The 15,155-nt window shown below is 41.0% G+C and carries 7 protein-coding genes; 5 read left to right on the top strand and 2 right to left on the bottom strand.

What is annotated here, in order from left to right:
- Window positions 1-236, top strand: a 236-nt coding sequence (locus AC5YCI_RS15545; RefSeq protein ID WP_496175883.1) for a transposase domain-containing protein, incomplete at its 5' end; no start/stop codon positions are given.
- Window positions 237-387: 151 nt separating this feature from the next.
- On the opposite strand, the gene AC5YCI_RS15540 is transcribed toward AC5YCI_RS15545, so the two are convergent.
- Together AC5YCI_RS15540 and AC5YCI_RS15535 are read right to left on the bottom strand one after the other, a co-directional pair.
- On the bottom strand, window positions 388-3,828 hold the full coding sequence (locus AC5YCI_RS15540) for an indolepyruvate ferredoxin oxidoreductase family protein (RefSeq protein ID WP_496175882.1): 3,441 nt from the start codon (window positions 3,826-3,828) through the stop codon (window positions 388-390).
- A 473-nt stretch (window positions 3,829-4,301) separates the two neighbouring features.
- Complete coding sequence (locus tag AC5YCI_RS15535) at window positions 4,302-5,630, bottom strand: MFS transporter (RefSeq protein WP_496175881.1); 1,329 nt, start codon at window positions 5,628-5,630, stop codon at window positions 4,302-4,304.
- Between the two features lie 143 nt (window positions 5,631-5,773).
- Between AC5YCI_RS15535 and AC5YCI_RS15530 the strand changes: the two genes are divergently transcribed.
- From AC5YCI_RS15530 to AC5YCI_RS15515, 4 genes are all read left to right on the top strand, one after another.
- A complete protein-coding gene (locus tag AC5YCI_RS15530; RefSeq protein ID WP_496130708.1) occupies window positions 5,774-6,322 on the top strand; it encodes a helix-turn-helix transcriptional regulator in 549 nt (182 codons plus the stop codon).
- A 3,151-nt stretch (window positions 6,323-9,473) separates the two neighbouring features.
- On the top strand, window positions 9,474-10,052 hold the full coding sequence (locus AC5YCI_RS15525; RefSeq protein WP_496130709.1) for a DJ-1/PfpI family protein: 579 nt from the start codon (window positions 9,474-9,476) through the stop codon (window positions 10,050-10,052).
- Window positions 10,053-10,725: 673 nt separating this feature from the next.
- Window positions 10,726-11,712, top strand: coding sequence for a diaminopimelate dehydrogenase (locus AC5YCI_RS15520; protein ID WP_496130710.1), 987 nt, complete (start codon window positions 10,726-10,728; stop codon window positions 11,710-11,712).
- Between the two features lie 612 nt (window positions 11,713-12,324).
- Window positions 12,325-15,155 (top strand): hypothetical protein (locus AC5YCI_RS15515; RefSeq protein WP_496175880.1); only part of this gene is annotated, 2,831 nt, incomplete at its 3' end.

The raw sequence follows: 15,155 nt of genomic DNA, 5'->3' as shown, positions 1-15,155 counted from the left end.
ATTGGGTAGAGAATCAGATGCGACCTTGGGCCTTAGGACGCAAGAACTGGCTGTTTGCTGGCTCGCTGCGCAGTGGCCAACGAGCTGCCAATATCATGACTTTAATCCAGTCAGCAAAGCTCAATGGGCTGGATCCGTATGCCTATTTAAGTGATGTGCTGAAAAGGCTGCCGACACACAAAGTGACCCAAATTGAAGAATTACTGCCACACCGGTGGCAACCCGACCAAAATTAAAAAATAGGTATGGGGTTCAGCGGATGCTTACGAACTCAATTCCTTATGGCTTGGAAATAAGAGCGATGTGAAAATTATATGATCTTGCTCTCAATATTTAATATTTTAAATTAAAAAACCTATGCTGAGTACCAGCATAGGTTTAAGTCGATTAAGCTTCAGTGATGAGAGGAATGAGGCGCTTTCTCTGTTGATAACGCGTGAGCATATTTTTTACTTCCACTTGATAATCTTGCAAAGCCTGCATTTTAACGGGACCGAAACCACGCACGTTATTGACTAGATTACAAATCTCAACTGCTTGCTGCAAATCAGCAGGATCCAAGTGATCAATTACCTCGTTGACCAATTGCATATAGTCTTGAATAAGCTGACGTTCGGCAATGCGTTCAGGATTTTTTCCAAGTGGATCAAACCATTGACCACGCAACCATTTAAATTGCGCCAAAATTGGCATAAGCTTTAATATCCATGTGCCAAATTTGATTTTTTTAGGTCGTCCAGTGCTAGGATCTACGCGACTCAATAGAGGTGGCGCGAGCCACAAGCTCATATTTTTGACACTACTAAATTGTGCTTTTAGCTTTTCTTGGAACTCTGGCTGACTATATAGGCGAGCCACTTCATATTCATCTTTGTATGCCATGAGACGATATAAATTGCTTGCAATACTGCGTATTAGTTGTTGATCAATATCATAATGAGCCAGACGTTTTTGTGCATCATGCATAAAATTTAAATAACGCTGAGCATATTGGACATTTTGATAATCTTTAAGCTGCTTAGCATAGTTTTGAACTTGCTCGCTAGCAGATAAATATTGCTCGTTCGTGTCTTTAACAGACAACAGTTGTTGTTCAAGTTCAGGGTGCTCGGCAATGATACGTCCCCATGAAAAAGCAGCCCAATTTTTTTCAACACTTGGCATATGTTGCATGCTACTTTCTAATGCTTGCAAAGAAATTGGAATCAGGGCCTTTTGCCAAGCAAAACCTAACATTAAAATATGGGCAAAGGTGGTTTCAGCAAAAATTTTTTCGCAAAGTTGGTTGGCATGTAGCATATAAATATGTGAATCATTAACCACATGTTTTACTCGCATGATCAATTCATCAACATTTAATACATGATCACGATTATGTACAAACGCTGCAGTAGGCACCAAATCAAGATTGATGACCACATGACTATTAAGTTGTAAACGTTGTAACATATCACTTGTCGAGGCAGCGACCAGATCATTGGCCATTAATAGATGTGCTTCTTTGCTGCCTACACGAGAAGATAAAATCTGTTCTTGCTGTTTGGCTAAACGTACCTGACTAAAAACCGCGCCATTTTTTTGTGATAAACCGGTAAAATCTAAGACGCTTGCCGCATGATGATCTGCCACAGTTGCCTTGCCTACCAGTGCAGCAATAGTGAGTACGCCTGTACCCCCTACGCCAGAAAACAAAATGTTATAGTTCTGCCGAGGTATATGCGGTAGATGGATATTAGGCAGGGTATTTAAATAGCGATGATAGTCCAATGTCTCAGGTGCATCATGTTTTAATTCTGTACCTTCTACTTCAATAAAGCTTGGGCAAAAGCCTTTTAAACAGGACAAATCTTGGTTACAGCTGGATTGATTGACTTTGCGTTTAATCCCTTGGGCCGTATGAATGGGCTCAATAGAAATACAATTAGATTGTACAGAACAGTCACCACAGCCTTCACAGACGCGATCATAAATAAATGCACGTTTATGAGAGGTGGCCAATGTCTGATGTTTGCGACGACGTCTTTTTTCAGCAGCACAGGTTTGGTCGTAAATAATCGCGCTTACGCCCTGATAGTGTTGGTATTGTTGTTGAATTGAAGTCAGTTCGTCGCGATGGAATACTTGACAATTTTTTGCCAGATCATCCCGATCTTGCCAACGTTCAGGTTGCTCTGAAATTAAACACAGATGTTCTACGCCTTCAGCAGCCAGTTGCCTAGATATTCGAGCTGGATCATTATTGCCTTCTGCAGGTTGACCACCCGTCATGGCGACTGCATCGTTATATAAAATTTTAAAGGTAATATTAGTCTTTGCTGCAATAGCTGCACGAATGGCTAAAATGCCAGAATGTTCATAAGTGCCATCACCAAGATTTTGAAAAATATGCGCCGTGTTGGAAAATGGTGCAGCACCAACCCAATGCATGCCTTCACCACCCATTTGACTAAAGGTATGCGTATTACGCTCTGGCATCATGAGTGCCATAATATGACAGCCGATCCCAGCACCTGCAATAGCGCCCTCGGGTATTTGTGTGGAGGTGTTATGCGGACAACCAGAACAAAAAAATGGAGTACGCTTTTGGGTTTCAGGTGCTAAAAGAGTAGTTTGCTCTAAAGCTTGAATTTTGTGTTGCAATCCTACAGGCTGCTCTAGAAATTGAAAGATTTTTTCAGCCACTAACTGGGTTGAATATTCACCGGTTTCAGGCAAGAAAAGATCACCATCTGGGGTGTGTTTACCAAAAATTTGTGGTTTGTAATGGCTATGGTAGAGAATTTCTTTCAGCTGGCTTTCGACGATACTACGTTTTTCTTCAATTACTAGAACCTTTTTATGGCCATGGATAAATTCAAGCATGCCCTGATCTTCAAGTGGCCATGACATACCTACTTTATAAATTGAAATACCGTAGTGGTCTAATTTTTCATCCAATCCTAAATAACTTAAGGCTTGCATAAGATCTTGATGTGCCTTACCTACAGTGACAATGGCATAATGGGGTAGACTAGCCATATGGATTTTGCGATCTATGCGGTTTAAACGTGCCCACGCTTTAGCTGCAGGTAACTTATGTTCAATCAAACGTTTCTCTAATTCAAAGCGCTGTGCTGGCCATTGTAAGTTCTGGTCCCAATTGAGTAATGTGTCATTTTTTGCGGGGCTCAAGAATACAGGTAATTCATTTAAGCGTAGCGTTGCAGCAGCTTCAATCACATCAGCCACTGTTTTGAGTGCGACCCAAAGCCCTGAATAACGCGACATGGCAATTCCTGCTAAGCCAAAATGAATCACTTCAGCCACGTTACTCGGTTGTAAAATTGGCATAGCAACCGCTTGGAAAATGCCGTCACTTTGATGTGGAAAGGTAGAAGATTGAGCAGTGTGATCGTCTCCTGCTACGGCTAAGACCCCGCCCATTGGTGCAGTACCAAACATATTTGCGGTACGAAACACATCACCACTTCGATCAATACCTGGACCCTTACCATACCAAATGCCAAAAACACCTTGATAGCGGCTAGGACCGAAAGCAGCTTGCATTTGGGTACCCCATAATGCGGTCGCTGCTAAATCTTCATTCAGCCCGGGTTGAAAAACAATGTTAAGTTTTTTTAATTCGGCTTCATGTTTCCATAACATTTGATCATAGCCACCTAAAGGCGAACCACGATAGCCGCTAATTAACCCAGCCGTTTTTAAGTTCTGAGATTGATCAAGTTGAATTTGTAATTTGGGTAATTCAACTAAAGCTTGAATACCGGATAAAAAAACTGGCTCCGTGTTCGCTTCACGTTTGAAAATATAGTTTTTATCATGACCCATATGTTTATCCTTCTGTCGTGTTTAAGCGACTACCGTTCCTTATACTAGACGCATCTTTATTAAAACTTATTTTTATTAATAGTATAAAAATAAGTGATGATTTGTCTCAGTCTAGAAGTTGTGGCGCTAATGTAAAGACAGAAAAGACAGAAAATTGGTTGCAAATTCGTTATTCAGATATCAGCTGAATACAAAGCGTAAAGAGGGCACTTGATCTGCTTAAAACTGATAATATTAAAAATCAAACTACCATAGACATAAGATTTATTAAAAAAATAATATAATTAATTATTTAAGTATTTAACCTTTGTCATTCTGAATGTAAAAATTAAATTTTTATTTTCAACAATAATTAAAGACATATAGCACTCAAGCTGATGTATAAGGGTGTTGCAACTGGCTTTTCAAGCTATAAAAAAAGACCCTCATGGCAGCACGAGGATCTTGGATTGCCTAACAGATGTAGAAGTCAGCTATGACTTAAGCTCTGATGTTGAAGTGGTGGGACTAAGCGGTTCAACAAGAGTTTGATAATGCCGATCAGACTTCATATATAAAGTACAAATAATCGCAAGCATGGCCATACCGACAATGTACAGCATCACCCAAGTGGGTTGTCCGTGATTAAGGCTAAGCAATTTTGTGGCAATAAGAGGCGCTAACCCCCCACCCAGCACACCTGCAAATTGTACCGAAATCGAAATACCGCTATAACGGATTTGCGCTGGAAATTGCCGTGCAAATAACATTGATTCCGGAGCGTACATAATTGGAAACACCACACCAATGGCCAGAAAGAACGCCAACCAAATGAAGAATGGATTTTGGCTATTGAGCATCATAAAGAACGGGTAGCAATACAGTGCTAAAATGCCTAAGCCGAATAGAAATAAACGCCGCTGACCGACTTTATCGGAAAGATGCCCGCACAATGGCGTAACAAAGATAGAGAGTGCTGCACCACAGACAATGGCAAATAACACCTCCTGACGGGCAATATTGAGTTGTGTGGTGGCATAAGCCAGCGCAAAGGTAGAAGCAATATAAAACCAGGCATTTTCTGCAGCACGCGCCACAATAATCGTAATTAATTCTTTAGGATGATGCTTAAACACCTGTAATGCAGGAACTTTAATCTCTTTTGTCTCATCTTTGACTTTCTCAAAGTCAGGTGACTCTGGCACTTTAACCCGGATATACCACCCCACACCCAAGAGAAGCACGCTGGCTAAAAAGGGCAAGCGCCAGCCCCAACTAAATAAAGCCGCTTCAGGTAACAACGACACCAAAGCCAAAGCAATCGAAGCCAGCATTAATCCAGCACCGGCACTGGCCTGCGGCAAACTGCCCCAAAAGCCTTTTTTACCTTCAGGTGCATGTTCTACTGCCATAAGCACGGCGCCGCCCCATTCACCTCCCATGGCCATTCCTTGGACAAAACGCAAAATCACCAAGCATACGGTCGCCCAATAACCAATTGACTCATAAGTGGGTAATAAGCCAATCAAAATTGTAGGAATGCCCATTAACACCAATGTCAGCATCAACATCGACTTACGCCCCACTTTGTCACCAAAGTGCCCAAAAACAATTCCGCCCAAAGGCCGCCCAATAAAACCCACTGCATAGGTCGCAAAAGCAGCCAACACCCCGGTTAACGGATCCAAATTCGGAAAAAACAGTTTATTAAAAATCAGCGCCGCCGCTGCACCATAAATAAAAAAGTCATACCACTCAATCGTGGTCCCCACCATACTGGACACACCTGCCAGCCGGTGGCTTGAACGTGCCTGTTCAGCCATATCTACATCCTCATTGTGATTCTTTTGTATTGTTGGGCAGCTATTATTGTTTTACCCAATGCCTTTAAACTTGCATCTTTTTCAAGCTTGGGTCAATTTACTTAAATACTTAAGTAGTGTTTCATCAGGACAGAGGAGGAGCCATGCAACATGATCTGCTTTTTGAGCTTGCCCCAGCCGCGCTCGTGCTGTTAAGTCACCGGCAGATCCAACATGCCAATCAGGCATTTTTAGCGTTATTTGGTTATGAAAAATCGGCGCTGATGGGCCAAAACATGCGGATTTTATTTCCAAGTGACCAAGACTACGACATGATTGGCAGCCAAGCATGGCAAGGGGTGATGTCTGCACAAAACGGCTTCTATTCGGATCAGCGTTTTATGCGCCATAAAAATGGCACATTATTTTGGGTCAAAACCCATGCCCGTAGCTTAACTCCTGAGGATCCCTTTGCGCAGATCATTTGGCATTTTGAAGCGGAAGCCACTCAAACTGAAGTTCAACTGACCCCACGTGAAAAAGAAATCAGCCAATGGGTGGTCAATGGTTATAGCTGTAAACAAATTGCAAGACAACTGGGACTGTCGCATCGTACGGTAGAGGTACATGTGGCCAATTTAAAAAAGAAATTTGCCATTCAGTCCAAAACCCAACTGGCACATAAAATGACTTATCCAGACCAATTCCCTTGAGCAGAACATATAAGAAAGACCATCCATTGCGATGATGGGATGATGACACAAAATCAGTCAATCACAGCTGCATGTGGACAACCTGCAACAAGCTGGATAAGGTGCCATGGAATTGAATCAAGATCATTCACTTAATCTAAAAATAAGCACTACGACGCTACAATCCACTGAACAAGCATCATTAAAATCCCAAACATAGCTGAACCATGAAGTGCAACACAAAGCACAGCTCATCCAGCAGGCAGATGGGTAAAGCGCGAGATGAAACCTCATACATAAACCATCACCTAGATTAGATCGATATAAGCTCAAAAGAGGGAAGAAAGACGTCCTTTAGATTTCATGACATCCAGAGGATGAGAGATCTTAATCTCGGTGATTTTTAAGACTCAGATCTAACATGGGGTGCGACAATTTGATCTGTTTAACGCTTTGGGTGAGGGGATGTTGGGAAACCAGATGTTGTACAGCATGTTTGATTTTATGATCAGCTTTGAATACGTTGACTGCGGCACTAACCATTTTTAATCGACTGTTCGGGTTATTCATAAACAAGAGTAAATCAATGACATAAAATGAAAATTCATTTTAGGGCAGCATCAGTGACTAAACTAGCCTCTAGAAACCTAAACTGTAGTAAGTTATGGCTGACAATAAGTTAAAAAATAAGCAGTTATGCCCGATGATGGACCATAACCAACCCATAGCGCAGATCATGAGCAACGCGAATCTGATCATGACCATAAAATGGTGAGTGCCTACTCGGTCTAGTCTATCTCACTGAAGCCCATATATGGTTGAAAACTGATGGCATACGCAGGAGAGAGGACTATACTGCATGTAGACATTTAGATCATTGGGCGCCGTGACTACAGGTTCGGTCAGTATAAGTGAACCCGCATGACATGAATGGTTTATATTTGAATAGCCAACAATCATGTCTAAGCATTATGAAGTCTATGCAAGAGACGCGATTTTATGGCTACGCTCCAACTAAGGCTTAAGGGCAACACCCATCTGACCAAATCATTTTCGGTTTATGGCGATGACGCTGAGCTGATAGATCTATGTAGCACCATTTTAGTGCCTGCTTCAAAGCAATGCTTGAGCCTTAGGTCACACACCGACTCAACACTGAGCCTCATGCCAGAGCTGACTACTGCGCAGGGGGGGATGTCTAAAATGAGGGTTAAGCACAGCTTGATTATGCAGCAGGTATAGCACGTGTGTTGTCTAAATACTGTTGATCTCATCGCTGCTCAGGTCATGATGGACATACTCACACTAGATCAAATAAGAAATGCTGTTTGAAACACCATTTTGGGCTGATTTTCTAGGGATAAGATCAGTACGCTATTAGACAAAAAGATTTGTGTCGCTGTCGAGCTAGAGCTAGAGAAAGAAAAACAGCTAAAGTAACCTTATGTTTAAAGCCTGAGTAGCGTAGATCCATTGAGGTGGGGACGCCAATTGGATCCAGACTATAGACATCACCAGATGTGTAGCCAGTCATGATCATGGTGAAAAGAATACATGCCGCTATTTCTATACACGCAATGCTGCATTGGGTTATGGGTGAATTAAAGCTTAGAGGTGTAGGGATGATCGCAAGTCAATTAACTGAGGCATAAATCACTTAAGCATAGCTACATTAGCGTTGATATGGAGCGAGTTTTCGGCAGGTTAACGGTTGATTGCTGAGCTTAAGGGCAGTTGGGCACAAGCATAGCAGGATACTCTATAACAAGCGGATCGAGGGGAGAGGTAGGTAGCATGATCAGGTTGTAGTTGAGTCATCTCATGGCAAGGTTGTATGTCCTCGGGAACAAGCGGTTCGAGATTGTAGACGCACGTGGTTCAGATCATCCAAGTTAAGACTGATGTCAAGAGACTGCATCAGTGTGATTAAGCCTATATAAGTACATTGTATTGAGCAAGGGAGAGTTGATTCGGCGGATTAATATGCTCATCTATCTTGAAGTGCTGATCAGGGTTCGAGGTGATACGCCGTGATCTATGAATGATGAGAGCTGGCCTCGTCGAGCTTAGGGGGGTAAGCCAATATGAATCTACGCTGTTGCTGCTTTCAAAGTGGTTTTGCTATAAAAAGTGGTCTTGGAAGAGTATCTAATGTCTACACTTATATATGACACAAGACATATCACAGCGGATGCAAGTGATAACAGAGCATGAGCGGTCTACCATCAAGGATTGAAGGGCGTACAGCTTTGCCTATGAGCAAGTGGATTAGGGACAAAGCATATATAGGTGGCCACATGAGGCTTAATCTACTTAAAATCTAAGTGGTCGCGGAGCAGTCATCGAGTCATAACTAGGTGAGCTCAGATGATGAATCACATCAGCTGTGTGCAATGGCACAGCAGCACTCAGCATATCACGCGATGGCATGATCAGCTGACACATGATTTTAAAAATGCGCCTTTGAAATAGAGCGGCCTCTATCTCCTATACACATGATGAATCAACACATTTGTTTGAGTTCAATAGATGAGGCTTTAAATTGCTGATGGTCAAATACAGGAGAGCGGATTAAATGCGAATTTTGTATGTATCTCTAAAGTTTGAATCAATGGAGTGGAAAGTATCTCTTTCATCTCCACGCTTCAATATCGTTTAAATTTTTATATTCGATCCAGCAAGAGTAGCCCATCAGCTAGGGAAGGCAGGTTTTTGTTTTGCTAAGGAAAGTTGGTGGTGCGGTACGCATGGCCTAGGGTCAGTATAATCAGCTTTATAACGCACGCGCTCTTTAATTGTTGTTCAATTGGAGGGCCCAGATCTTAGGGAATAAAAAAAGAGTGGCTGTTGGGGCAGAATAAAAGCTTGTAGGTTAGGTGTGATGGACCGGCATTTAAAGTGTCGCGATGACATAAATGACATAAATGACATAAATGACATAAATGACATAAATGACATAAATGACATAAATGATATAGCTTGAATAGAAAAGCAAAATCATGTGCGGATGTAACGCACTGTGCTGGTGTAAGAGTGGGGTGTAACTGCGTAAAACCTCTCGATCGATGATTGAAGGATAGATAGATAAGAAAAAGCTGAATCAATCTATAGCCTTAGGACATGATGTGTCTGTATGCTTTACACATCATGACATAACAATAGCGATGAAAACATGAACGTCGGCATCTTATTATTTGATGAAGTGGAAGTACTCGATTTTGCTGGACCTTATGAGGTCTTTGCCATTACCACAGATGATGCCCATCAAAAACTTTTTCATGTTTTTACTGTGGCACAAAAACATGAAATTTCAGCACGAAATGGTTTGGTGGTGAAAAGCGATTATCTGTTGGCCCAAGCGCCACACATCGATATTTTGGTGATCCCAGGTGGCTTAGGTGCTGAAACAGTCGAGTTATACAACAATGAACTGTTAGCGTGGATCAAGGCAACACATCAAACCACACAGCTTACATGTTCAATTTGCACTGGCGCTTTTATCTTAGCAGAAACAGGTTTACTCAATGGCCTAGAAGCGACCACCCATTGGATGGATCTAGCGCGTTTAGAGACGCAATATCCGGAGATCACTGTCCTTAAAGGCGTCAGATATGTAGATCAAGGGAAGATCATCACGGCTGCTGGTATTTCTTCTGGTATTCATGCGTCCTTATATGCTGTATCTAAACTCACACAGCGCGATATTGCAGTGAATACGGCAAAAAGAATGGAGTTTGAGGCTGATCTATAACATCTATGGATGAATGCTGCGATTGGCCAGATGCACATAGGCCGAAATTTATAGCGATGTCTTATCATGATAAATGAGATCACGATGAAATTGCTTGAGGATGTGGTCACTATTGAATGACATGTAAGAATGCACAAATAAACGATGGGAGCGTTAATCGTCGTTGTGATTTAAGCGAGAGTGGAGCATCGCTTTATTGTTTTATGACTGGGTTAAGTAGTGCCTGATCTCAGCTGATCATCGTCAAGTGATCTGCTTTGCATTCGAGCTCAGTGTTAATTGAAACGGTGACTATTGGAGAGCCTCAATAGAGGGTCTCAAATGGTTGTTATCAGGGGTGAGCTTGGGCTGAAGTGCCACTGCAGGCTTTAAGCGAGGTCAGCGCTGTAACTGCATGTTTAAAAGCACCTGACACGTGAAGCGATCTCGGCTGTAATTGAAGGGCAAGCCGCTGTTAAGCGTTTAATAAACCAGAACTTAGATCAATAAAAATCTAAACCTACACATTTGATTAGCGGTTTAAATTTATAAAAAGTGCTGTATATTGGTGCGGTTATGTTAAAGGTGCGCTTTTAAACTTCTTAAAAGCGTATCCAACACAACTCAATTCGATCACTAGCAGAAGCGTGATTGAGTGCATTCTTGTCCCATTCTCATGAAGTAACTTATCTTTATGCAAAATCTTATTCGCATTGGTATTGCCGGCTATGGCAATTTGGGTCGTGGCGTTGAAACAGCGATTCAAAAAAATCCAGATCTCACCCTCGTGGGTATTTTCACACGCCGCTCTCCTGAAACGGTTTCTCCTTGTTTTGCTGAAACAGCTGTATTCCACATGGATTCACTGGCAGATTTCCAAGATAAGATTGATGTTTTAATCTTATGTGGTGGTTCTAAAGACGATTTACCACAACAAGGTCCAGTGTTGGCCAGCCAATTTAATATTGTGGACAGTTTTGATACGCATGCACGTATTCCAGAATATTATGCAGCCGTAGATGCACCAGCGACTGCCAATAAAAAGACAGCGATGATCTCAATTGGTTGGGATCCTGGTATGTTCTCAATCAACCGTTTATTTGGTGAAGCATTACTGCCTGATGGCGAAACGTATACCTTCTGGGGCAAAGGCTTAAGCCAAGGTCATTCAGATGCGATTCGCCGTGTAGAGGGTGTAAAGGCTGGTGTGCAATACACGATTCCATCTACAGATGCCATGAATCAAGTCCGTAGTGGTTCACGCCCAACATTAAGCACCAAAGATAAACATACACGTGAGTGCTATGTGGTGCTTGAAGCAGGTGCAGATGCAGCTGCAGTAGAGCAGGCGATTGTCACTATGCCGGATTATTTTGCGGACTATAACACCACAGTGAACTTTATTGATGAAGAGACCTTAAAACGTGATCATCAACGTATGCCACACGGTGGATTTGTGATTCGCAGTGGCAATACCAGTGATGCACAATCACAGGTGATGGAGTTCTCTTTAAAACTCGACAGTAATCCAGAATTTACAGCGAGTGTTTTAGTGGCATATTCACGTGCCTGCTATCGTTTAAACCAAATGCAACAATACGGTGCCAAAACGGCATTTGATGTAGCGCCTGGTTTACTATCGATTAAATCGCCAGAGCAATTACGTAAAGAATTACTCTAAGGTGAGAGGCTAAAAGATGAGCACCAGTGCTCATCTTTTTTTTAATTTGCTGGATAAAACTCAAAAATAATATTTAAATTATCCAATCGTATATATATTGATAATCTATTCATTAAACTTAAATGATTTTATGCAGATTAAATCCATATAAAGTTTATGGGATATAATCGAAGGAAATATCAAATTAATCTAAACATGTGTATGTTACAAAATACCAATTTTTTATGTGAAAATGGTCGCAATCTTGAGTTTTTTATTGTGATCTCTATTCGATTTTCTCGTCAAAATATTCATTCTTTATGTCCCTTTTATTATCATAAGCTGATATGTTTTTTGTTTTTTATTATATATAATACTTATTTTATTAATTTAAGTTATTGAAATTTATTAAATTTATTTATTTAATTTTTTTGAAATATTATATAAGTAATCTTCATTATTCAAATAAGATTTGATCTATTTATTTTTTAATAAAATTGATACAAAAAGGTATTAAAATTGTTAAATAATTTTGTAGAATCGAATGACCATCTAAGTAAATCAAGCATATTAAAACTTTGTGGTACCACTTCATAAGAAACTAAACTCAAAGCTATAAACAAGGGTATAACCATGATCGTCAAAATCCTCGGTCTCATCACATCGCCAATCTCATACGTGCTGAGCACGACATTACAGACGCTTACCGGTAATTTATTTAATAAAAAGAGTGATCCAATTGCAGAGCTTAAGTCAGAACTTACACAAGCGGGTTTGTCAAAAACTGCAGTAGAGTCAGCGATTTCAAGTGTGAATAATGATAAGGTCGCTACGCCATTATTCAATAACTTAGCGCAACAAGTGAAAGTTGGTGCAGTGTCAGCAACGTTTGCTGAAGGCATTGTACAAGGTATTGACTCAGGTAAACTTTCACCAGCGCTTGCAACAACCCTTTTCGATCAAGTTGTAGAAGGTAAATTACCTGCCGATCTTGTTACCAATATTTTTAGCGGTTTAGGCTTAACTTCTCTTAACGAGACAGTAAAAACATTAACCAATACCGTTGATAATGTGACGGATAAGTTGACAGATGCGGTAGATGTGCTCGTTGATGGCTTGACGGATGTGTTAGGCGGTTTGTTAGGTGGTATTTCATTAGATGGCATCGATCGTGTAGTAGGTGGTTTAACGCAAACCGTTGACGGTTTAGTGGATAAAACTACAGATGTAGTTGACCATGTTGCAGATGCATTATTTGCAAATAACTTATTGGTTAAATTACTACAAGGTTTAACAGAGGGTGTATTACCAATTAAACTCGTCACTGACCTTTTAGGTGGTTTAACGAGTGGTTTATTGTCATTAGGTGTATTAAATCACCTCGTTGATGGTCTAACTAACGGCATTCTGTCTTTAGATTTTATTGGTAACTTACTGGGCGGCGTAAACGGCGGTATTTTATCATTAGATCTAGTGACTAAACTGGTTGAAGGCTTAACGCAAGGACTCTTGTCTTTAGATCTAGCGGATGGCTTGTTGGGTGGCTTAACAGGCGGTTTACTTCCACTCGATCTTGTTACTAATTTACTTGGCGGTTTAACTGGTGGTCTATTATCACTAGATTTCGTAACCAATCTTCTAGGTGGTTTAACGAATGGCTTGTTGTCACTTGACCTAGTAACTGATCTTTTAGGTGGCTTAACAGGTGGTCTACTTCCACTTGATTTAGTGACTAACCTAATCGGTGGTTTAACCAACGGCTTGTTATCGCTTGACCTAGTGACTGATCTAGTGGGCGGTTTAACAAATGGCTTATTGTCACTTGATTTAGTAACTGATCTTTTAGGTGGTTTAACTGGTGGTTTATTATCTCTAGACTTCGTAACCAATCTTCTAGGTGGTTTAACGAACGGCTTGTTGTCACTTGATTTAGTAACTGATCTTTTAGGTGGTTTAACAGGTGGTTTACTTCCGCTTGATCTAGTGACGAACTTGGTAGGTGGTTTAACTGGTGGTCTATTATCTCTAGACTTCGTAACCAATCTTCTAGGTGGTTTAAACAACGGCTTGTTGTCACTTGATTTAGTAACTGATCTTTTAGGTGGCTTAACAGTTGGTTTACTTCCGCTTGATCTAGTGACGAACTTGGTTGGTGGTTTAACTGGCGGTCTATTATCACTAGATTTCGTAACCAATCTTCTAGGTGGTTTAACGAACGGCTTGTTGTCACTTGACCTAGTGACTGATCTAGTTGGTGGCCTAACAAATGGCTTATTATCGCTTGATTTATTAACTGATCTTTTAGGTGGCTTAACAGGTGGTCTGCTTCCACTTGATCTAGTGACGAACTTGGTTGGTGGTTTAACTGGTGGTCTATTATCACTAGATTTCGTAACCAATCTTCTAGGTGGTCTAACTAACGGCTTGTTATCGCTTGACCTAGTAACTGATCTTTTAGGTGGCTTAACAGGTGGTCTACTTCCACTTGATTTAGTGACTAACCTAATCGGTGGTTTAACTGGTGGTCTATTATCACTAGATTTCGTAACCAATCTTCTAGGTGGTTTAACCAACGGCTTGTTGTCACTTGACCTAGTGACTGATCTAGTGGGCGGTTTAACTAATGGCTTATTGTCACTTGATTTAGTAACTGATCTTTTAGGTGGCTTAACAGGTGGTTTACTTCCACTTGATCTAGTGACTAACCTAATCGGTGGTTTAACTGGCGGTTTATTATCTCTAGATTTCGTAACCAATCTTCTAGGTGGTTTAACCAACGGCTTGTTATCGCTTGATTTAGTAACTGATCTTTTAGGTGGCTTAACAGGTGGTTTACTTCCACTTGATCTAGTGACGAACTTGGTTGGTGGTTTAACTGGTGGTCTATTATCACTAGATTTCGTAACCAATCTTCTAGGTGGTTTAACCAACGGCTTGTTATCGCTTGACCTAGTAACTGATCTTTTAGGTGGCTTAACAGGTGGTCTACTTCCACTTGATTTAGTGACTAACCTAATCGGTGGTTTAACTGGCGGTCTATTATCACTAGATTTCGTAACCAATCTTCTAGGTGGTTTAACGAACGGCTTGTTATCGCTTGACCTAGTGACTGATCTAGTGGGCGGTTTAACTAATGGCTTATTGTCACTTGATTTAGTAACTGATCTTTTAGGTGGCTTAACAGGTGGTTTACTTCCACTTGATCTAGTGACTAACCTAATCGGTGGTTTAACTGGCGGTTTATTATCTCTAGATTTCGTAACCAATCTTCTAGGTGGTTTAACCAACGGCTTGTTATCGCTTGATTTAGTAACTGATCTTTTAGGTGGCTTAACAGGTGGTTTACTTCCACTTGATCTAGTGACGAACTTGGTTGGTGGTTTAACTGGTGGTCTATTATCACTAGATTTCGTAACCAATCTTCTAGGTGGTTTAACCAACGGCTTGTTATCGCTTGACCTAGT

This window comes from Acinetobacter sp. CY17 (genome assembly GCF_059515825.1).
The sequence above is the reverse complement of the archived record's forward strand: the minus strand, read 5'-3'. Positions and strand labels throughout refer to the sequence as shown.